Source organism: Asticcacaulis excentricus CB 48, from assembly GCF_000175215.2.
GTDB lineage: Bacteria > Pseudomonadota > Alphaproteobacteria > Caulobacterales > Caulobacteraceae > Asticcacaulis > Asticcacaulis excentricus.
Genome location: NC_014816.1, coordinates 688,372 through 709,177, shown reverse-complemented (window position 1 = coordinate 709,177; position 20,806 = coordinate 688,372). Strand labels below are relative to the sequence as shown.

The window sequence follows — 20,806 nt, the reverse complement described above, 5'->3', positions numbered from 1 at the left end:
TGACACCCCTCCGGAGGCCCTCCGGAGGGTTTTTTTTTGCCTGATTTTATGAAATTCACTTTAGAGGTGAAAATATTTATCGCGTCGCACAATAGATTCACCGGCAATTAAACACTCATAGGTATATTGAACTCGCGCTAAACAACGCATCCCGTCCTCCTCCCCGTGGGCCGAATGCCCAGTACCGATTCAGAAAGAGTTTTACGCCGTGAAAGCCGTTATCATTTCCGCCCTTGCCCTGACCGCCCTTGCCGCTCCGGCCTTTGCCGAGTGTGACGAAGCCCAGGAAGCCGCCGCCGGTAAGGCGATAGCGGCTGCCACCGCGGCCGCCGTGTCCAAGGCGGTCGCCGTCGAAGGCAAGCAGATGGTGAGCATCAACACCTGCGACGCCGCCGGCAAGTCCGCTACCGCCGAATTCAAGTATAACTTCCTCGGCGCGGGTGGCCTGTACTGGGTTGAAGGCTTGGCCAAGTTCAATGGCGCAGCCGTGACCGACCTGAAACTGAAGCGCCTGAGCCCCAACCTGGCTGCCGCTGAGGCCAAGGCGGGCATCAAACTCGCCTCGAACTAAGACATAACTGCCGCCGGACACGACCTGTCCGGCGGCCTTTTCCATTTTTTTCTACTTATTTTTTCTCGTCCCCGGACGTCGTTAAGTTTTACCCCCTTGTATTTCAAGTGTTTGAAATAACGGAGTTAATCTCTGTAAAAATTTCCTAATACGCTGTTTAACTTAAGATTATTCATTATCAGATAGAGTGTAGTCATCCTGAAGAAACTCAAGGAGCTACAAAGAGATGATCAAGAAAAGCCTTATGATTGCCGCCGTCGCCGTTCTGGGTATGACGGGCGCCGCCCAAGCAACCGAGTGCGATGACGCCCAGCAGGCCGAAGCCGGCTCCTCCCTCGCCGGTCTGGCCAAGGCCGCTGTGTCGAAGGTCGTTCCCGTCACCGGCAAGCAGATGGTCAACGTCAACGCCTGCGACGTGCGCGCCGGCACCTACTCCATCGAATTCAAGTACAACTTCCTGGGCGCTGACGGCCTGTACTGGGTAGAAGGCACCGCGCGCTTTGGCGCTGGCGGTTCGAACCCGTCGGTCAAGATCACCAAGGCGTCGCCGAACATGGCCGCTGCGGAAGCCAAGGCTGGCGTGAAGCTCGCCTCGAACTAAGTCGTCTCTCGACTTCTGAAAAAACCCTCCGCGAGTGATCGCGGAGGGTTTTGCGTTTTGCGTTTTGGGTTTGCGTCACGCCGGTACTACTTGCGGCCAAAGGGCCTGAAATCCTGCGGGCGGCTTTGGACCGGCCCGGATTTTGGCTTTTGCCCCAGAAAAACCCCGCCAAACAGGGCGAACGAAGTCATAGCGTGTTGTTTCTTTTCATTGTCATTCATCACAATGCGCCTCCTTTTTCATGACAAGATGAACAAGAAGACGCGTCGCAAACTCTCAGGGGACTCTCACCTCTCTCAGCCGTCGCCGCGTCGGGCATCACTGTGCCACAAAGCCAAAAAACAGGCAACAAACATTCCGTAACCGGAGTATTTTTTGAATTGCAAATTATATAATTAATTGTTTTTATATGTTATTTCTAATTTATAGATTCCAACTTCTTTGATCATTTCGTCCGAACACGCCACATTTCTCCGATTCACGATAAAAAAACCTTATCCGCATAGACTGTGACCAACCGGAAAAAAACCGGTGGCCCGGCCCGGGCAGCCCGAAAGCGGTGGTGGTGGTTTCGTTATGCTGAGATCTGCGTTTATTCTGGGATGCGCTATCACCAGCGCCGTTGCCACAGGCCTGCTGGTGGTACGGCACGAAGGCTTTGCGTCACGCGGTGATGAAACCGCGACTGTGGTGCAGACGTCCCAGACGCACAGTGTCTCTGCCCCAAGCACCATCGGCGGCGTTACGGCCATCCCCAAGGCGGCTGACGGCCACTACTGGGCTGAGGCAAGGGTAAATAGCACCACGGTGAAATTTCTCGTTGATACAGGGGCCTCTGTGGTCGCCCTGACGCCGCAGGATGCCCGCCGTCTGGGCATCAACCTGAACGCCCTCACCTATGATCAGGATGTCACCACCGCCAGCGGCAAGACGCAGGCCGCCCGTGTCGTCATTGATCGCGTGCAGATCGGCCAGAGCCAGATGGACGATGTCGAGGCCCTGGTCATCCGCGAAGGGCTGTCCACTTCTCTATTGGGGATGAGCTATCTCGGCCGCCTCAGCCGCTTTGAGGCCACGCAAGGCGGCCTTATCCTGCGTCCGTAAGGCTGGCCTCATAGGCCTCACGCCGCGCCTGCGACGCAGCCATAGCGTCGCGCACCGCTTCAATGGCTTGATCCAGCACCTCTATACCCGCGCCTGGTTGAATCGACCCCACGGTCAGGATGCGGCGGAAGGCCCGCGCACCAGGCAGGCCGTGCATCAGCCCCAGCATATGCCGTGTTATGGCCGGCAGATGCACGCCGGCCGCAAGTTGCGCCTGCACGTAGGGGCTATAAGCCTCCAGCGCCTCGAACGGCCCGACATCGGCCTCCCCGCTAAATATGCGCCTGTCCACCTGCCCCAGCAAGGCGGGCTCATGATAGGCGGCGCGCCCCAGCATGACGCCATCGACGTGTTTCAGATGGGTTTCGGCTTCCTGCAGCGTACCAATTCCGCCATTGATTGAGATCGTCAAATCCGGATGTGCGCGCTTTAAGGCATAGACCAGTTCGTAATTGAGCGGCGGGATGTCGCGGTTCTCCTTGGGCGAGAGGCCCTTAAGCCAGGCCTTGCGCGCATGGACAATAAAGGTGCGCACCCCCGCCTGCCGGCAGGCCTCAACCAGCGCAAACAGGGCCGTTTCTTCGTCCTGATCATCGACGCCGATGCGGCATTTGACGGTGACGGGCAGACGCGTCGCCTCGCCCATGGCTTGCATGCAGTCGGCGACAAGCTGCGGCTCACGCATCAGACAGGCCCCAAACGATCCCGACTGCACGCGATCGGACGGACAGCCACAGTTGAGATTGACCTCGTCATAGCCCCAGTCTTCGGCGATCTTGGCGCAGGCCGCCAGTTCGTCCGGTTCTGAGCCCCCCAGTTGCAGCGCCACCGGATGCTCGACCTCCGAAAAGCCCAGCAACTTCTGACGGTCGCCATTGATGATCGCCCGCGAAGTGACCATCTCGGTATAGAGCAGCGCCCCCTTCGTCAGAGTCCGGTGAAAGGCCCGACAATGACGGTCCGTCCAGTCCATCATGGGTGCAACGCTAAAAATATGTGCTTGATTTTCAATCATTTTCTTAACGTTATCAAAGATCAAAAGGAGAGCGATTACACTCGGAAAATCGCTTTAAAACGGCTAATTAATACCACTTAAGTTCTCTCACTGCACGCATTTTGCACTCATTCGTAACTGCAAATGGCTACCACACAAAGCAGAATTCAGGCCGCTGGCTGGCTCAGGTCCGAAAGAAGGACCATGAGTTGAGCGAAACCTTCCTTCTGCGTCAGGATGCAGAGGCATGGGCAAGGCGAGTAGAATGCGAGATCGACGCCGGCAAAACACCAACACCGAAGAACATCATCGGCATCAACACATTTCGCGGCCTTATAGACCTTCATCTCGCAGATATGAAGGAGGTAGAGATGTTAATTCTCGGCGGAAATCAACACTCACCCTACCCTCCCAAGGATAGCCCCCTCTCGCCAAGGGACCTTAGTTTTAGTGGACGCTTAACTTATCACATGATACAAAACCTCCACCCAAATGAGGATTAGTGGTAGGTTTTGTATCGTGGAGCCCCCTGCCCTTACACAGCAGCAACGCCTGAATGCTATCGTCAAGGCCCGTCCGCTTGTGCGCGCTCACGAGCTAAGGGCCCAAGGCATCACGGCTGCAACTATCTCACGCGCGGAGGCAAGTGGTCTGATAAGGCGGGTTTCGCGCGGCCTGTACCAAAGTCTGGACAGCGATATAGATACCAACCAGCCCCTTGCCGAAATTTCCAAGCAAATTCCCAATGGCATTATCTGTATGACATCCGCACTGGCGTACCATGGCCTTACAGACCAGATGCCACGCAGAATATGGGTCGCCATTGCTAAGGACACATGGGCACCGACCGTAAGTTACCCCCCGATGCGCCTGGTCCGCTTTAAAGCCGCCTCAATCAGAGATGGCATAGAATACCATCTTATTTCAGGTGTTGAAGTTCCAATCTACTCCGTTGCCAGAACACTGGCTGACGTATTTCGCAACCCCCGTCTGGTTGATCGCTCCGTCGCGATAGAAAGTCTGAAATCTGCCCTGAGCCAACGTAAGGCAACCCCATCGGAAATTTACGAGGCTGCCAGGCATGGTGGCACGAGCAAGACGATAGCGCCCTATCTGGAAGCACTGACATCCAATGGATAAGCTCAAAGCGAACAGGGCGGCCTCAGTAAAAGACAAGCTCCTAAGGCTCGCAAAAGCCCAGGGGCAGCCATTCGACGTGATGCTGGTCAGATACGGCCTGGAGCGACTTCTTTATCGCCTTTCGATCTCAAGATATCGGAACCGATTCATCCTGAAGGGCGGCCTGCTTGTAACTCTTTGGGTGGATGACGCTATGCGCGTCACCAGAGACGTGGATCTGCTTGGCCAGGGCGAGGATAATCAAGACCTCTTAAAGGGAACATTCTCTGAGATATTGTCGATTGAAGTTGACGACGGCCTGATATTTGACTCTGCGAACTTAATCGCCGAGGCGATCCGCGAGGATATTAAATACGGTGGCACCCGCCTTAAGACCTTAGCGTTCCTTGAGAGGACACGCATTTCGATCACTATCGACATTGGTTTTGGAGATGCGGTTACGCCAGCGCCCATGGATATCGACTTCCCCAACCTGCTGGATAACGAAGTATCAAACGTCAGAGCTTATCCTCCCACAACGGTTATCGCCGAAAAATTCCAGGCCATGGTCAACCTCGGCCTAATCAACGGCCGAATGAAGGACTATTACGATCTTTGGGCCATTCCGCAGAGCCTGAGCATCGATCAGAATGCACTGGACGCAGCAATTGAAGCTACGTTCAGCCGCCGCGGCACAGCCGTACCAACTGAGACGCCTCCTGGCCTTTCAGACGCAATGTACACATCTCCCGATAAGCTTCGCCAATGGGATGCCTATGCACGTTCCATTGCGTTTGATGGCCCGCCTTTCCGGGAGATCGTCCAGACGATTTGGGAACTGGTGGGCTCCGCTTGCTCACGCATCAATGCCAACGCCATTCGCAACTAAGGCTACCGAAGACGTCTATAGGCAGGGCAAGCGCCAAGTCCACTTACACCGCCTTAGATCAGGCACGGCGCCGGCAAGGCCTGTTTACCTCGATAACGATTGGACGGACTGGCGTTGCCGCACAGCCATCGCGCAATATGGCATTATAATACCAAATTATTCACCTCCGCAGAGCCATATGTGCGCTCAAATACGCTCTGATATCAGGGACTTGCTATTTCTCATTAAACTCAAATTGCACACGAATCCTGATAAATATTTGAACTCAGGATGCTACCCAATCCATCATTGGGCAACGGAGAATTTTGGCGCTATATCCATTGGCTCAATCGGGGCATTTTCAAAAAAAATGGGCCACTTGTCTCTCCGATACTCGAAAATTTTTCTTTTGAGAATGCGCCAGACGATAAAGCCATAGCCGTCAATGCCAAATCAGCCGTTCTCAGGCCTATACAAAATCTATATGCGGACTGTTTGCATCTATACACCCGCTATATGCGCTGAGGCGTAAGCCTTATCCGTTGATCCTATTGATAACGGAGGGCGTCATGGCCATCGTCTATCTTGTTGCCGGCATGGGCTTTTTTGCCCTGTGTCTGGCCTTTGCCCGCTTTGCTGACCGTCTGCGTGAGGGCGGCCAATGACCGCGCTTTACATCGCTTCGGCCATCGTAGTCGTGGCTCTGGCGGGCTATCTGATCATCGCCCTGATCAAGCCCGAACTTTTCCCTTAAATCCGGAAGACTAATATGTTCCTCGGTATTCCCTCCGCAGGCTGGCTTCAGCTTGTGTTATTCATGGCTGCGCTCACGGCGCTGGCCGTGCCGCTTGGCGACTATGTGGCGCGCGTCTTGTCGGGCCAGCGCACTTGGCTCAGTCCGGTTTTCACACCCGTTGAAGGCCTCATCTATTCGATGGGCGATGTCCGGCCGGATCAGGACATGAGGTGGACCGATTACGCCACCGCAGTCATCCTGTTTTCGTTCGGCGGGTTTGCCCTGCTGTTCGGGCTGTTGCTCACGCAAGGTGTTCTGCCGTTTAACCCGCAGCACCTGCCCAATCTCACGCCGGACCTGGCGTTCAATACAGCGGTCAGCTTCGTCACCAATACCAACTGGCAGTCCTATGCCGGCGAAACGACCTTGAGCTATTTCAGCCAGATGGTCGGCCTGACCGTTCAAAACTTCGTGTCAGCCGCTGTCGGCATCGCCGTTCTGGCCGCGGTCATTCGGGGCCTGACGGGTCAGACGACGGACAAGCTCGGTAACTTCTGGGTCGATTTGGTCCGCATCCAGCTCTACATCCTTCTGCCTCTGGCACTGATCGTGGCTATCGCGCTCAGCAGTCAGGGCGTCATCCAGACCTTCGCCAGCTATGTCACCGCCCACACACTCGAAGGCGCAAGCCAAACCATTGCGATGGGTCCCGTTGCGTCACAGGAAGCCATCAAGATGCTGGGCACCAACGGGGGCGGCTTTTTCAACACCAATTCCGCGCACCCGTTTGAAAACCCGACGCCCCTGTCGAACCTGATTGAGATGCTGTCGATCCTGCTCATCCCGGCGGCCTTGTGCTTCACCTTTGGCAAAATGATCGGCGACCGCAGACAGGGCATCGCGATCTTCGTGGCCATGACCCTCATTTTTGTGCCACTGACCGCCACCTGCATCGGGTTGGAACAGGCTGGCAATCCGCATCTAGTGGCAGCCGGGGCCCAAGCCGGTGGCAATATGGAAGGTAAAGACACGCGCTTCGGCATCGCCAATTCGGCCATATGGGCGACGGCGACCACAGCCGCCTCGAACGGCTCAGTCAATGCCATGCATGACAGCTTCACGCCTTTGGGCGGGCTGATCCCGATGATCCTGATGCAGTTCGGTGAGGTCATTTATGGCGGCGCCGGCTCCGGGCTTTACGGTATGCTGGTCTTTGTCATACTGACGGTCTTCATCGCGGGCCTGATGGTCGGGCGCACGCCGGAGTATCTCGGCAAGAAGATCGGCGCGTTTGAAATCAAGATGGCGTCTATAGCAGTGCTCCTGCCCTGTGCCCTCGTTCTGATCTGCACGGCGGTGGCGGTGCTCACGCCATGGGGGCAGGCCGGTATCTACAACCCGGGGGCGCAGGGCTTCTCGGAGGTGCTTTACGCCTTCACCTCAGCGGCCAATAACAACGGATCCGCGTTTGCCGGTCTGAGCGCCAACAGCCCTTTTTATAACTCACTGCTTGGCCTGTGCATGTTGTTTGGCCGCTTCTTCGTGCTTCTGCCGGTACTGGCCATTGCAGGGTCACTCGCCGCCAAGCGTACCGTTCCCACCTCTGCCGGAACCCTTGCGACCCATACGCCGCTGTTCGTGGTCTTCCTGATGGGAGTCATCATCATCGTCGGCGTCCTGACCTATGCCCCGGCGCTGGCGCTCGGCCCGGTCATCGAACACCTGAACCTGATCAAGGGCTAATCCCATGTCCGCAACTCTGCAAACCCACAAAACCGACTTCAGGCTGGCCGTGCTTCAGGCCATCCAGCGGCTCGATCCGCGCTATCAGGCGCGCAACCCGGTGATGTTCCTTGTCTGGGTCGGGTCTATTATCACCACCCTCATCCTAGGCGTCATGCTGGTCGTTCCCGGCACGGTCATCGGTGGCGGTCAGCCTGTCTGGTTCGTCGGCCTGATCGCCTTCTGGCTGTGGTTCACGGTTCTGTTCGCCAACTTCGCTGAGTCCCTCGCCGAAGGACGTGGCAAGGCGCAGGCCGACAGTCTGAAGATGGCGCGCCGCGATGTCGAAGCCCGCAAGCTCGACAAGTTGGGCAAGCTGACCACGGTCGCCGCCAGCACCCTGCGCAAGGGGGATACGGTCCGCGTCGAGGCCGGGGACATCGTCCCCGCCGACGGGCAGGTCATCGAAGGCATTGCCAGCGTCGATGAAAGCGCCATCACCGGCGAGTCCGCCCCGGTCATCCGTGAATCCGGCGGCGACCGCGACGCGGTGACCGGAGGCACGCGCGTCCTCAGCGACTGGGTCCTCGTGCGTGTCACCGCTGATCCGGGCGAGAGCTTTCTCGACAAGATGATCGGGCTGGTGGAGTCCGCCAAACGGCAAAAGACCCCCAATGAAATCGCCTTGTCCATCCTGCTGGCGGCCCTGACTCTGGTCTTCCTGATGGCCTGCGCGACGCTTTTGCCGTTCTCGCTGTTCAGCGTGGAAAAAGCCGGATCGGGCACGGTCATCTCCATCGCCGTCCTCATCGCCCTGCTCGTCTGCCTGATACCGACGACCATAGGCGGGCTTTTGTCGGCTATAGGTATTTCGGGTATGCAGCGCCTGATCCGGGCCAATGTTATCGCCACCTCAGGCCGGGCCGTTGAAGCCGCGGGCGATGTCAATGTGCTGCTGCTGGACAAGACCGGCACCATCACCTTCGGCAACCGCCAGGCGGTTGAGTTCTTGCCCGCCCCGAATGTCAGCCTCCAGCAACTCGCCGAAGCCGCCGAACTGTCGTCGCTGGCCGACGAGACGCCTGAAGGCCGCTCGATCGTTGCCCTGGCGCGCGGGCAATACGGCTTGCCGGAACGCTCAGCCGCCGACCTCAAGGCCGAGTTCATCCCGTTTTCGGCCGAACAGCGCGTGTCGGGCATTATCATCAACGAGCGCCATATTCTGAAAGGGGCGGGCGATGCCATTGCGGGCCTGATCAACCTGAAGGGCGGGCTGGTCCCGGCCGAGATCACCACTGTCGTCGAGGACATTGCCAAAAAGGGTGGCACACCTCTGATGGTGGCCGAAGGGCCGAAGGTTCTGGGCGTGGTTTATCTTAAGGACATCGTGAAACCGGACATCAAGGTGCGCCTGGCCGAACTGCGCAAGATGGGCATCAAGAGCGTGATGATTACCGGGGACAACCCGCTGACGGCGGCGGCGATTGCCTCAGAGGCCGGTGTCGATGACTTTGTGGCCGAAGCTACGCCGGAGACGAAGCTCAGATATATCCGAAAGATGCAGGAAGGCGGCGAGATGGTCGCCATGGTCGGCGACGGCACCAATGACGCTCCGGCACTGGCGCAATCGGACGTGGCTGTGGCCATGAACTCTGGCACGCAGGCCGCCAAGGAGGCCGGGAACATGGTCGATCTCGACTCTGACCCGACCAAGCTGATCGAGATTGTAGAGATCGGCAAGCAACTGCTGATGACGCGCGGGGCGCTGACGACGTTCAGCATCTCGAACGACCTGGCAAAATATTTTGCCATCATTCCGGCGGCCTTTGCGACGACCTATCCGGCACTGGGGGTGCTGAATGTCATGGGCCTGTCGTCACCGCAAAGCGCCATCCTGTCGGCGGTCATCTTCAATGCGCTGATCATCATTGCCCTGATCCCGCTGGCGCTGAAGGGGGTGAAGTACCGGGCCGAGTCCGCATCGCACATGCTGACCCGCCACGCGCTGATCTACGGACTGGGCGGGATTGTGGCCCCGTTTATCGGCATCAAGCTGATCGATATGGGACTGAGCGTCGTCGGTCTGGTTTAACCCGACCTCCCAACATTCGGATCGTCTGCCCCCTCTCCTGACATCAGGGTAGAAACACAAAGCTCTCCCCCTGATTTCAGGGGGAGGTGGCCCGCAGGGGTCGGAGGGGTTAACCCCACACAACGGACAACACTCGTGACACTGATCAAACACATCCAACCCGCCCTCGTCTCTCTGGCCGTCTTTACCGTCCTGTTTGGCGGCGTGTATCCACTGGCGACCACGGCCATCGTCCAGACCGCTTTTCCCGACAAGGCGCAGGGCTCGCTGATCCGCGACGGTCAGACCGTCATCGGTTCGCGCCTGATCGGGCAAAACTTCACCCAGCCTCAGTATCTGTGGGGTCGCCTCTCCGCCACGGGGCCGGCTCCCTACAACGCCGCCGCCTCCTCAGGCTCCAACTATGGCGTGAATAATCCGGCCCTGATCGAAGCGGCTAAGGCCCGCCGCCACGCGCTGAACCTGCCCGGCCCGGTGCCCGTCGATCTGCTCACGGCGTCGGGCTCCGGCCTCGATCCCCACATTAGCCCGGCTGCGGCGGCGGTTCAGGTGCCGCGTATCGCCGCCGCCCGCCACATCCCGGAACAGCGGGTGAGTGACGCCATCGCCGCGGCGACACAAACGCCCGATTTCGGAGTCCTCGGCGAAGCCCGCGTCAATGTGCTAGAGGTGAATCTGCGACTCGACGGAAGGCTGAAGTGAAGGCAGAAACCCGACCCGACCCTGACAAACTGCTCGCCCTCTTCAGCCATGACACGGGCGGCTTGTCGCGTGGGAGGCTGAAGATTTTCTTCGGTGCCTCCGCCGGGGTGGGCAAGACGTTCGCCATGCTCAGCGAAGCGCGACGGCTGCTCGCCGAGGGCCGAAACGTCATTATCGGCGTGGCGGAACACCACAATCGCCCCGAAACCCTGGCCCTGTTCGACGGCCTGCCCGTCCTACCGCAAAAAACGATCGACCATCGGGGTGTCAGCGTGCGGGAGTTCGATCTCGACGCGGCCCTGCAACTGAAACCCGATCTGATCCTAGTCGATGAGTACGCCCACACCAATGCGCCCGGCTCACGCCACCCCAAGCGCTGGCAGGACATTGAGGAGTTGCTGGAAAACGGCATCGACGTTTTCACCACGCTCAATGTCCAGCATCTCGAAAGCCTCAATGACGTGGTGGCGCGCCTGACCGGCGTCTGGGTCAAGGAGACGGTGCCAGATGTGGCGTTTGACGAAGCCGATGAAATCGCGCTGATCGACATTCCGCCCGAAGACCTGTTGCAGCGCCTTTCGGAGGGCAAGGTCTATGTCGCCGAAGGCGCGCCGCAGCGGGCCGCCGACAACTTCTTCAAAAAAGGCAATCTCGGCCGTCTGCGGGAACTGGCGCTGCGTCGGGCCGCCGAGCGGGTGGACGCGGATAATGATGCCTTCAGCGCCGCCATGGGGCAATCCGAAGCGGCCACGGGCGACAAGATTCTGGTGCTGGTGGGGCCGGATGCCCTGTCGGAGCGCCTGATCCGTCATACCAAGCGCATGGCCGACCGCTCACGCGCACCGTGGTCTGCCCTCTACCTGCAAACGGACCGGCACGAAACCCTGTCTGACAAGGCCCGCCTGAGGGTCGAGCACCATCTGCGGTTAGCCGAAAAGCTGGGCGGGCGCGTCGTGCGTCTGATCGCCGGCGGTGCCGCAGCGACCATCCTTGGCTACGCGCGCCATAATGGCTTTACGCGTCTGGTGCTGGGCCACAGCCGGCCCGTATGGTGGCGCTTTGGCCTGCCCTCCCTGTCGCAGAAACTGATGGCACAAGGAGCTGGACTGGAGATTACCACGCTGACGGCGGATCAGATCGAGGTGGGGTCCCGCGACCCTATCGGGCACACTCTTTTGGCCACGCCCCCCCGCACCTACCTGATGGCGGGTGTGGCCGTCGGGGTCTCGACCCTTTTGGGCCTACCCTTCCGTGAGATGATTGACCCGGACAGTCTGGTGATGCTGTACCTGACCGGCGTGGTCATCGTGGCGGCGCGCTACGGCATCGGGCCATCAGTTCTGGCGTCGGTCCTGTCGGTCGCGGCCTTCAACTGGTTCTTTATCAAGCCCTATTACAGCTTCACCTTTGATAACATCAGCTATGTTCTGACCTTCGCGGTCATGCTGGCAACATCATTAATCGTAGGCTCACTGACGGCCCGCCTGTCGCTGCATGTCCGGCTGGCGCGGCGGGGCGAGGCCGAAAGCCGCTTACTTTATGATCTCTCCCGCGCCCTTTCGGCAGCGCGAGGCCTCGAAGATATAGGCGACGCGGTCCAGCGAGGTCTGACGGCAGCCTTTGATGTCGAGGTCGCCTTGTGGAACAACGGCGCTCAGATCACCGGCGTCCCTGAAATCGACCCCCGCGAGTTGGGGGCGATGCAGTGGGTGGCCCAGAACCGTCAGATCGCCGGACGGCATACCGACACCCTTCCGTCCGCCCGCGCCCTTTACGTGCCTCTGCCCAGCGAACCGGGTGTCTTGGGGCTGACGCCGCGCGACCGCGACCGTCAGTTCACCGGAGCCGAGTGGCTGGTTTTTGAAACCGTCGCCAGCCTGATCGCCAGCGCTTTGCAGCGCGCCCGCCAAAGTCTGGAAGCCGAAAGCGCCCGTGTCGAAACCGAGAATGAAAAGCTGCGCAACGTCCTTTTAGCCTCCGTCTCGCACGATCTTAAAACGCCGTTGACCGTGATGAATGGCGCGGTCGCGTCACTGCTGAAGATGCGCAAAAAGCTGCCGCGTGAAGCGGTTGATGAGCTGACCTCCCTGTGGGGGCATCTGACCGGCCTGCAAAAATTTGTGGCCAACCTGCTGCGGATGGCAGCCATCACATCGGGCCAGCTCAAGCTCAATTTTGGGCCCTACCTCATTCAGGAAATCGCCGGGGCGGCCTTGCAGCGCATTGATCCGCAAAAGGGAGACCGTCAGCTTCGCACGCTCACGGCCGGCCAGATACCCATGGTCAATATCGACGGGGCACTAATCGAACAGGTGCTGATCAACCTGCTGGAAAACGCTATCGCCCATACGTCGGATGACGGCATCATCACCCTCAGTTTTGAGGGCGACGCGGATCGTGTGCGCGTCAGGGTCAGTGACAATGGGCCAGGTCTGCCCGCCGGTGAAGAAGCCCAGATTTTCGAAAAGTTTCATCGGGCGGGCGGGCTATCTTCTGATCGGTTAAGCACAGATCGCTCAGGTCAAAGCAACGGTCTGGGTTTGGCGATCTGTAAAGGCATAATCGAAGCGCACGGCGGCCTGATCTATGCCAAGACCAACCCCACTGGCGGTGCCAGCTTTATCTTTACCCTGCCAGCCTATACACACCCGGTATGACCAAGGTTCTGATCATTGAAGACGAAGGTGACATCCGCCGACATCTGCGCGCCATCTTGTCCGCGCAGGGTCATGACGTCCTTGAAGCCGGCAATGCGAAAGATGGCCTTAAAGCGCTGACGCTCAATGGTCCCGATCTGCTCATTCTTGACCTCGGCCTGCCGGATCAGGACGGGCAGGACGTCATCTTGTCCCTGCGCGAATGGTCGCAAATCCCCATCATCGTGTTGTCGGCGCGAGAGCAGGAGGCGGACAAGATCAGGGCCCTTGAAAACGGTGCCGACGATTACCTGACCAAGCCGTTTGCCCCCGGGGAATTGCTGGCCCGTATCAAGGTGGCGCTGCGCCACGCCCAAAAGCAGAGCGATGTGCCGCAGATCTTTGAGCGTAACGGGCTTAAGGTGGACACCGCCGCCCGGCGCGTATGGCTTGAGGGGGAAAGCGTCCACCTGACGCCCATCGAATACAGGCTGCTCTCGGTCTTTATTGCCCACCCGGGCAAGGTCCTCACCCACGCGCAGCTTCTCAAGGCAGTGTGGAACCGCCACACCTCGGATCAGACCCATTATTTGCGCATTCACACCCAGCACCTGCGCGAAAAGCTGAAAGATGATCCTCTAAAGCCCCGCTTTATCCTGACCGAACCAGGCATTGGCTATCGCTTTCAGGATTAGGGCGTGACGACAGTTCGTGTCTGCGGTTTGCCTGCGCTTATCGACAACAGCCCAGCGCTCCGAGGGCTTTGGCCTATCCGCCGACTTGTCCCGAATACTGCTCAAACGCCATGAGGGCGTCAGCCGCATACATCAGCGAAGGCCCGCCACCCATGTAGATGGCCATGCCAAGCACCTCTTCGACCTCCTGTTTCGTCGCCCCCAGCCGCACCAGGGCTTCGGTATGATAGCCTATGCAGCCGTCACAGCGCGTGGCGACGCCAATGGCCAGAGCAATGAATTCCTTCATCTTCTTGTCCAGTGCGCCGTCAGCCGTGGCCGCCTTGGCCAACGCCGAAAACCCGGCCATGGTTTCCGGAATGTCTTTGCGCAAAGTCTTGATATTGGCCGACAGACGCGCGGTGATTTCGGGATAGGACTTGCTCATTTGAAGCACACCCCCGGCTTGGCGCCCAGCGCCTTGAACACCATCGCCGCCGGACAGAAGCCCGTGAAACTGGCCTGTATCATATTGGCCCCGGCAAAGACGGTCAGCCACACCCAATTCGGGTGAACGAAATGCGCCAGCGCGACAGACGCGAGCACGACGGTTCCGGCAAAGGCCAGAACGAGACGATCCAGAGACATATGATTTCTCCTTAAGGTTTGATCTTATGGGCGCCGATCAAATCGAGCGCGAGCTTTTCATAGAAGGGTTCAGACTGGCCGGACTTCACCTTGCCGATGAAGTATTTTTCGAATCCGACTTTGGCGAGGTGCACCCATTTGCCGGATGCCGACCAGTTAATGTTGCGCGGTGGAATCTGCGGCTGAGCGAAGAAGGCCACGCCCCCATCACCAAAATCGGCCAGACAGATGGCGTTCCACGTCGCTTCGTGCGTCGGTGCCTTGCCCGCCAGTATCAGTTTGAAATTGTGCGCGATGGCCGTGACCATGGACTCGATCATGAAGCCGGTCTTGGGCACGCCCACAGGCACCGGGGTCTTACCCGTCGGCGCGATAGCGACGCAGACGCCTAGTGCGAAGATATTGGGATAGGTTGGATTGCGCTGATGCTTGTCCACGAGAATAAACCCGCGCGGGTTGGTCAGGCCTTCGTGCCCACGCACGGCCTCAACGCCCCGGAAGGCCGGCAACATCATCGAAAAACCGAACGGCAACTGATGATGCCCCTTTGTCGAGCCGTCTTCATTGACTTCTTCGACGTACATCAGACCGGCCTCGACCTTTTCGACCCGGGCATTGGTGATCCATTTGATGTGGCGCTGACGCAGTTCACTTTCCAGCAACCCCTTGGTGTCCCCCACGCCATCCAGCCCCAGATGCCCGACATAAGGCTCGGAGGTTACAAAGGTCATTGGCACCTTGTCGCGCACCTTGCGTTTGCGCAGTTCCGTATCGAGGATGAGGGCAAATTCATAGGCCGGACCAAAGCACGAGGCTCCCTGCACCGCTCCCACCACGATGGGCTTCGGGTCCTTGGCAAAGGCCTCAAACACATCTGACGCCGCTAAAGCATGATCGACATGGCAAACCGATTGGGTGAAATGCTCCGGACCAAAGCCTTCGATTTCGTCAAAGGCCAGTTCAGGTCCTGTCGCAATGACCAGATAGTCGTAGATCAACTCCATATCCGTCGAGAGGGTGATCTTGTTGTCTTTGGGATGGATGGCCTTCGCCCCGCAGGTAAAGAACTCGATTCCTTTGCGCTGAAAGATCTTGGTCAGATTGACTTCAATAGCTTCACGGGTGCGCCATTTGACGGCGACCCATGGGTTTGACGGCACAAAATGGAAAGTGTCACCCTTATTGACGACGGTGACATCGGCCTTATTGCCGACGGCTTCCTTGATCTCAAAGGCAGCAATCGTACCGCCTAATCCCGCGCCAAGAACCACGATACGCGGCTTTTGTCCTGCATTGGCCATGACTGACCTCCCTGGCGTCCACCCGGTTTCACGACCGCCTGCTCCGGCGGAGGCGCATTAAAAACAGTGGACTTGCTTTTAATTGCATATTATCTTAAATACGCAATATAGAAACTTCAAGTCCTTTTTTGAGGCCCCCATGTTCGGACTGTTCCAACCACTACCCTCCATCACCAATCTGACCCCGGCAGAGGTGCACCGAGGGCTTCAGACGAAAACCCTCTTACTGATTGATGTGCGCGAACCTTCGGAGTTCAGCGCTGAGCACATCAAGGGCGCCATCAACCTGCCCCTGTCGAGCCTGTCGTCTGAGGCGCTTGCGACCGTCACCGCCGGAGCCGGTGAACGAACCGTGGTCATGCAGTGCCTGGCCGGCGGACGTTCGGCGCAGGGCGTCAAGGCCTGCCGCAGCTTTGGCGCTCAGGTTGATCATCACCTTCAGGGTGGCCTCAATGCATGGAAGGCCGCGGGCCTGCCCACGGTTCGCTGAGAAAGGCTATGGCCATGCCCCGCCACCTCCTTCGCCTGTTCGCCGCTTCGGCACTAACCGTGCTCGCCTTTGCCAGCCTGAGCGCCTGTTCCGACGGGCACGATAAAAAGCCGGTCGAGCGCCCCGCACCGCAAACGGCCGCCGGCGACCTGCTGACCGTCACGACGGCCGACATCGACGATATCAAGCGCCTGTCGGCTACGCTGACCACGCGCGATATAGGCGAGGCCGTAGCGCGGATTCCCGGAGTTCTAATGACCCTGAATGTGCGCGAGGGCGACACCGTCAGCAAGGGACAGGTCATCGGCGTGGTCAAGGACCAGAGGCTGAATTTCGAAGCCAGCGCCTATACGGCGACCGCGCTTCAGGCGGAGGCCGACTACAAACGCATCAAGACGCTCTATGACAAGGGCATCTATGCAAAGGCCCGGCTGGAGCAGGCGGAATCCGCCTGGAAGGCGGCGCAGGCACAGCGCGCGGCGGCGGGGGAACTGGCTGGACAGGGCGTCATTCGCGCCCCGGCCACTGGCGTGGTGGTGAAGGCCGATGTCCCCGCCGGAGCCGTGGTTATGGCCGGACAGTCGGTGGCAACGGTGACCGCCGGGCCACGCGTCGTGCGACTGCAACTGCCCGAACCGCAGGCGCGCGCCCTCAGCGTGGGACAAATCGTGGAGCTAGAGGCCAATGGCCTGACGGCATCGGGCACGCTCAGCCAGATCTATCCGGCGGTCGATAAGGGGCAGGTCATTGCCGATGTCACTCCGGCGGGACTGGATCAGGTGCTGGTAGGTGAGCGCGTCATCACCTCGCTCAGCCTCGGTAAACGTCGGGGCATTCAAGTGCCGGCTGGCTATGTCGCCACGCGCTACGGTCTCGACTATGTACGCCTGGTCGCGCCCGACCGCACCTTCAGTGAAATCCCGGTGCAGACCGCGCCCCTGTCGGCGGGACAGGTCGAAATCCTCAGCGGTCTTAAAGACGGAGACAGACTGGCCCCCTATGGAGCGGTGAAATGAACGACGCCAAGTTAGGACTGTCGGGCCGCCTGACGCAGGCAACGCTCAACTCACCCCTCACGCCTCTGGCCCTGCTGGTGGCCGTGTTTGTCGGCCTGATGGCGGTTATGTCCATCCCGCGCGAAGAGGAGCCGCAGATTTCGGTTCCCATGGTCGATATTCAGGTCGCGGCGGCCGGGCTTAAAGTCAATGACGCCAAGGAACTAATCGCAAGACCTCTGGAAACGATCGTTAAAAGCATCAACGGCGTCGATCATGTCTATAGCTTTATCGAAGATGATGCCGTGATGGTTACGGCGCGTTTCAAGGTAGGAACCGACCCCGACTCCGCCGCGGTACGCATCCATGAAAAGCTGCGCGCCAATGCCGACAAGATGCCGAAAGGCATTCCCGAACCGCTCATTTCGACGCGCGGCATCAATGACGTGCCGTCGATGATCATTACCCTGTCGCCCACCGCCAGCGCCGGAGCGCGCATCGACGATGTGGCGCTCTACGGACTGGCACTCAAACTGCGCAGCGAACTGGCCAAGGTGGACAATGTCGGCCTGACCTTCATCACCGGCGGCCGCCCGGAAGAAATTCGCGTCGAGCCGGATCCGGCGCGCATGAGCGTGCACGGGGTATCTTTGACGGCGCTCACCCAGGCGATTTCGGCGGCCAACCAGACCCTGCCAGCCGGCGTGGTGCGCGACCAAGGCCAGACGCTTGACCTTAAGGCTGGGCGCTCGCTCAACAGCGTCTTCGATGTGGGTCAGATCACCGTGACCTCGGTCAGCGGCCAGCCGGTGCTGGTGCGTGACGTCACTACCCTCGTACAGGCCCCGCGCGAAGATCAAGCGCGTGTGACCCGCTATCGCCAGACGGCTCAGGGTATTGAGGCCGCGCCCGCCGTCTCATTGGCTATCGCCAAGCGGCAGGGGGCCAATGCGGTTATCGTCTCTGAGGCCATTCACAAACGGCTCGAGGCGCTCAAAGGCTCGTTGATCCCGTCCGGTGTTGAGGTGTCGATTACGCGCGACTACGGCGAAACGGCCAATGAAAAGGCCAATGAGCTGTTGTTCCATCTAGGGCTCGCCACCGCTTCGATCGTGGTGCTGATTGGCTTTGCCATCGGTTGGCGAGAAGCTGCGGTCACCGCCGTCGTGATCCCGACCACCATCCTTTTGACGCTGTTCGCCTCAAACCTGATGGGCTTCACCATCAACCGCGTCAGCCTGTTCGCCCTGATCTTCTCCATCGGCATTCTGGTCGATGATGCGATTGTGATGATCGAAAACATCGCGCGGCACTGGGGTATGAAAGATGGGCGAAGCCGCGCACAGGCTACCATCGAAGCGGTGGCCGAAGTCGGTAACCCGACCATTGTCGCTACCCTGACCGTGGTGGCGGCACTGCTGCCCATGCTGTTTGTCTCCGGCCTAATGGGTCCCTACATGGCCCCCATCCCGGTCAATGCCTCAGCGGCCATGGTCTTTTCGTTCTTTGTCGCTGTGGTCCTCGCGCCGTGGCTGATGATCCGCTTTGCGCGCAAGACGCTGAGTGACGGCCATTCACACGACCACGAAGGCTTTATCGGCCTCCTCTATCGCCGTGTGGCGTCGAAGGTCATCGCCACCCAAAAGACCGCCTGGGCGTTTCTGCTGGTCATCGGCGCGGCCACGCTCATTTCAATGAGCCTGTTCGGCTTCAAGGTGGTGACGGTCAAACTGCTGCCGTTCGACAATAAATCGGAGCTCCAGGTTATTGCAGACCTGCCCGAAGGCACGTCGCTGGAGATGACGCAGCGCGTGCTGACCGAGGCCGCGCGGGTGGCCGCCGGCTTGAAAGAGGTTGAGGCCATCGACGCCTATGCCGGAACCGCCACTCCGTTCAACTTCAACGGGCTTGTGCGCCACTATTACCTGCGCAACCGACCAGAACAGGGCGACCTCAATGTGTTGCTGGCCCCCAAGGGCGAACGCTCGCGCGCCAGCCATGCCATTGCGCTCGACCTGCGCCAAAGGCTGAAAACAGTGGCTCTGCCGGCAGGAGGTGTATTGAAGGTGGTCGAAGCGCCGCCGGGACCGCCGGTCATGGCCACCCTCTTGGCCGAAATCTATGGACCGGATGCTGCCACACGTCGCGCCGTGGCCGAAAAGGTCAAGGCCATCTTTAAAGAGATCGACTTCATCGTCGATGTGGACGATTCCTATGGTCTGCCGCGCCCGACACTGAATGTCGTGCCTGATCGTGCCCGTCTGGAAAGCCTTAGTGTGTCCGAAGGTGAACTCTACGGGTCAGTCAATACGCTGATGAACGGGCAGGTTCTGGGCTATGCGCAGCAGGCCGGACGCAGCGGCGAAGGCCGCCAACCGCTGGAGATCGCCCTGCGCTTGCCGCAGCACGCACGCTATGTCAGCGAAACCCTTGCGTCCATGCCCGTCGCCACCTCTGGCGGACGACTGATAGCGTTGAACGAGATCGCGACCTTTGAACGCGCACAGGGCTCGAGCGCCTATTTCCGCCGAGATGGACGCGATGCCGACATGATCATGGCCGAACTGGCCGGGCGGTATGAGGCGCCCATCTATGGCCTGGGCGCCGTCGATGACGCCATCAACGCCGCCGATTGGGGGAACCTGCCCAAGCCGGTGATCCGCCTCAATGGTCAACCCGAAGACGAAACCCGCCCAACCGTGTTGTGGGACGGCGAGTGGGAGATCACCTGGGTGACGTTCCGCGACATGGGGGCAGCCTTTGGCGTGGCACTTTTGGGCATTTATATTCTTGTGGTGGCGCAGTTCAAAAACTTCCGCCTGCCGCTGGTCATACTGACGCCGGTGCCCCTGACGCTGATCGGCATTGTCATCGGGCACCTGCTGTTTGGCGCTCCATTTTCTGCCACCTCGATGATCGGGTTTATCGCATTGGCCGGGATTATCGTGCGTAACTCAATCCTGCTGGTCGATTTCATCCGCCATGCAGAATACGACACTGACGGTCGCAAGCGCCCCTTGCGCGAGGTACTCCTGGAGGCCGGCGCCACCCGCTTTAAGCCAATCCTGCTGACCGCGCTGGCGGCTATGATCGGAGCCAGCGTTATCCTGTTCGACCCCATCTTTCAGGGGCTGGCCATCTCGCTGCTGTTCGGGCTTTTGTCCTCGACGCTTCTGACCGTATTGGTTATTCCCGCCATCTATGTTGTCTTTAAGGACGACCTTACGGAACGAGCTGAATCATGACCGTCACCGCGCACGACCTGCAAAACCTGAAGCCGAACGTTCAGCGGGCGACGCGGATGCTGAAACTGCTGGCCAGCGAACATCGCTTGATGATCCTGTGCCGGCTGTTTGAAGGCGAAGCCAGCGTTTCGGATCTGGCCGACTATCTGGGGCAGCCCATCGCGGGCACCTCACAGCATCTGGCTAAGATGCGGGCGGAAAATCTGGTGATCACGCGTCGCGATGGACAGACCATCTACTATTCAATAGGCGATCCAGCGGCGCAAAACATCGTCAGCACTCTGTGTGAGATATACAGGCGATAACGG

20 protein-coding genes are annotated in these 20,806 nt (G+C 59.2%); 16 read left to right on the top strand and 4 right to left on the bottom strand.

Annotated features, from left to right (window positions below; genetic code table 11):
- The first annotated feature begins 208 nt into the window (after positions 1-208).
- From ASTEX_RS03305 to ASTEX_RS03295, 3 genes are all read left to right on the top strand, one after another.
- Positions 209-571, top strand: coding sequence for a hypothetical protein (locus ASTEX_RS03305; RefSeq protein ID WP_013478188.1), 363 nt, complete (start codon positions 209-211; stop codon positions 569-571).
- A 226-nt stretch (positions 572-797) separates the two neighbouring features.
- The gene (locus ASTEX_RS03300; RefSeq protein ID WP_013478187.1) at positions 798-1,172 is read left to right on the top strand and encodes a hypothetical protein; all 375 of its coding nucleotides are present in this window, start codon (positions 798-800) and stop codon (positions 1,170-1,172) included.
- A gap of 576 nt (positions 1,173-1,748) precedes the next feature.
- Positions 1,749-2,276: a TIGR02281 family clan AA aspartic protease gene (locus ASTEX_RS03295; protein WP_041658825.1), complete on the top strand. Its 528-nt coding sequence runs from the start codon at positions 1,749-1,751 to the stop codon at positions 2,274-2,276.
- On the opposite strand, the gene dusA is transcribed toward ASTEX_RS03295, so the two are convergent.
- Positions 2,260-3,291: a tRNA dihydrouridine(20/20a) synthase DusA gene (gene dusA / locus ASTEX_RS03290; protein WP_013478184.1), complete on the bottom strand. Its 1,032-nt coding sequence runs from the start codon at positions 3,289-3,291 to the stop codon at positions 2,260-2,262. The two genes, ASTEX_RS03295 and dusA, sit on opposite strands and share 17 nt — an antisense overlap.
- A gap of 188 nt (positions 3,292-3,479) precedes the next feature.
- Between dusA and ASTEX_RS20630 the strand changes: the two genes are divergently transcribed.
- The 9 genes from ASTEX_RS20630 (at position 3,480) to ASTEX_RS03235 (ending at position 13,840) form a co-directional block, all read left to right on the top strand.
- Positions 3,480-3,773, top strand: coding sequence for a hypothetical protein (locus ASTEX_RS20630; RefSeq protein ID WP_041658487.1), 294 nt, complete (start codon positions 3,480-3,482; stop codon positions 3,771-3,773).
- On the top strand, positions 3,763-4,410 hold the full coding sequence (locus ASTEX_RS03280; RefSeq protein ID WP_049781592.1) for a type IV toxin-antitoxin system AbiEi family antitoxin domain-containing protein: 648 nt from the start codon (positions 3,763-3,765) through the stop codon (positions 4,408-4,410). The genes ASTEX_RS20630 and ASTEX_RS03280 overlap by 11 nt, the downstream gene beginning before the upstream one ends.
- The gene (locus ASTEX_RS03275) at positions 4,403-5,278 is read left to right on the top strand and encodes a nucleotidyl transferase AbiEii/AbiGii toxin family protein (RefSeq protein ID WP_013478182.1); all 876 of its coding nucleotides are present in this window, start codon (positions 4,403-4,405) and stop codon (positions 5,276-5,278) included. The genes ASTEX_RS03280 and ASTEX_RS03275 overlap by 8 nt, the downstream gene beginning before the upstream one ends.
- A gap of 640 nt (positions 5,279-5,918) precedes the next feature.
- Entirely contained in the window at positions 5,919-6,011 is a 93-nt protein-coding gene (kdpF, locus tag ASTEX_RS03260; protein WP_013478180.1) for a K(+)-transporting ATPase subunit F, read from the top strand.
- 15 nt (positions 6,012-6,026) lie between these two features.
- On the top strand, positions 6,027-7,736 hold the full coding sequence (gene kdpA / locus ASTEX_RS03255) for a potassium-transporting ATPase subunit KdpA (RefSeq protein WP_013478179.1): 1,710 nt from the start codon (positions 6,027-6,029) through the stop codon (positions 7,734-7,736).
- Positions 7,737-7,740: 4 nt separating this feature from the next.
- Entirely contained in the window at positions 7,741-9,807 is a 2,067-nt protein-coding gene (gene kdpB, locus ASTEX_RS03250) for a potassium-transporting ATPase subunit KdpB (RefSeq protein ID WP_013478178.1), read from the top strand.
- Between the two features lie 141 nt (positions 9,808-9,948).
- The gene (gene kdpC, locus ASTEX_RS03245; protein WP_218918609.1) at positions 9,949-10,509 is read left to right on the top strand and encodes a potassium-transporting ATPase subunit KdpC; all 561 of its coding nucleotides are present in this window, start codon (positions 9,949-9,951) and stop codon (positions 10,507-10,509) included.
- Entirely contained in the window at positions 10,506-13,166 is a 2,661-nt protein-coding gene (locus ASTEX_RS03240) for a sensor histidine kinase (RefSeq protein ID WP_013478176.1), read from the top strand. Before kdpC ends, ASTEX_RS03240 begins: the two co-directional genes overlap by 4 nt.
- Entirely contained in the window at positions 13,163-13,840 is a 678-nt protein-coding gene (locus tag ASTEX_RS03235; RefSeq protein WP_013478175.1) for a response regulator, read from the top strand. Before ASTEX_RS03240 ends, ASTEX_RS03235 begins: the two co-directional genes overlap by 4 nt.
- A gap of 73 nt (positions 13,841-13,913) precedes the next feature.
- Here ASTEX_RS03235 and ASTEX_RS03230 read toward each other — a convergent pair whose 3' ends face one another.
- From ASTEX_RS03230 to ASTEX_RS03220, 3 genes are read right to left on the bottom strand one after another with little or no spacing between them, the layout of a single operon-like run.
- Positions 13,914-14,267 (bottom strand): carboxymuconolactone decarboxylase family protein, encoded by a 354-nt coding sequence (locus ASTEX_RS03230; RefSeq protein WP_013478174.1) that lies wholly within the window; start codon positions 14,265-14,267, stop codon positions 13,914-13,916.
- Entirely contained in the window at positions 14,264-14,467 is a 204-nt protein-coding gene (locus ASTEX_RS03225) for a YgaP family membrane protein (RefSeq protein ID WP_013478173.1), read from the bottom strand. Before ASTEX_RS03225 ends, ASTEX_RS03230 begins: the two co-directional genes overlap by 4 nt.
- 11 nt (positions 14,468-14,478) lie before the next feature.
- Positions 14,479-15,768: an NAD(P)/FAD-dependent oxidoreductase gene (locus ASTEX_RS03220; RefSeq protein ID WP_013478172.1), complete on the bottom strand. Its 1,290-nt coding sequence runs from the start codon at positions 15,766-15,768 to the stop codon at positions 14,479-14,481.
- 139 nt (positions 15,769-15,907) lie between these two features.
- Here ASTEX_RS03220 and ASTEX_RS03215 point away from each other — a divergent pair, with 139 nt between their 5' ends.
- From ASTEX_RS03215 to ASTEX_RS03200, 4 genes are read left to right on the top strand one after another with little or no spacing between them, the layout of a single operon-like run.
- Entirely contained in the window at positions 15,908-16,258 is a 351-nt protein-coding gene (locus ASTEX_RS03215; protein ID WP_013478171.1) for a rhodanese-like domain-containing protein, read from the top strand.
- A 14-nt stretch (positions 16,259-16,272) separates the two neighbouring features.
- Positions 16,273-17,274: an efflux RND transporter periplasmic adaptor subunit gene (locus ASTEX_RS03210; protein ID WP_041658812.1), complete on the top strand. Its 1,002-nt coding sequence runs from the start codon at positions 16,273-16,275 to the stop codon at positions 17,272-17,274.
- Entirely contained in the window at positions 17,271-20,498 is a 3,228-nt protein-coding gene (locus tag ASTEX_RS03205) for an efflux RND transporter permease subunit (RefSeq protein ID WP_013478169.1), read from the top strand. Before ASTEX_RS03210 ends, ASTEX_RS03205 begins: the two co-directional genes overlap by 4 nt.
- Positions 20,495-20,803 (top strand): ArsR/SmtB family transcription factor, encoded by a 309-nt coding sequence (locus ASTEX_RS03200; protein ID WP_013478168.1) that lies wholly within the window; start codon positions 20,495-20,497, stop codon positions 20,801-20,803. Before ASTEX_RS03205 ends, ASTEX_RS03200 begins: the two co-directional genes overlap by 4 nt.
- Positions 20,804-20,806 lie beyond the last annotated feature (3 nt).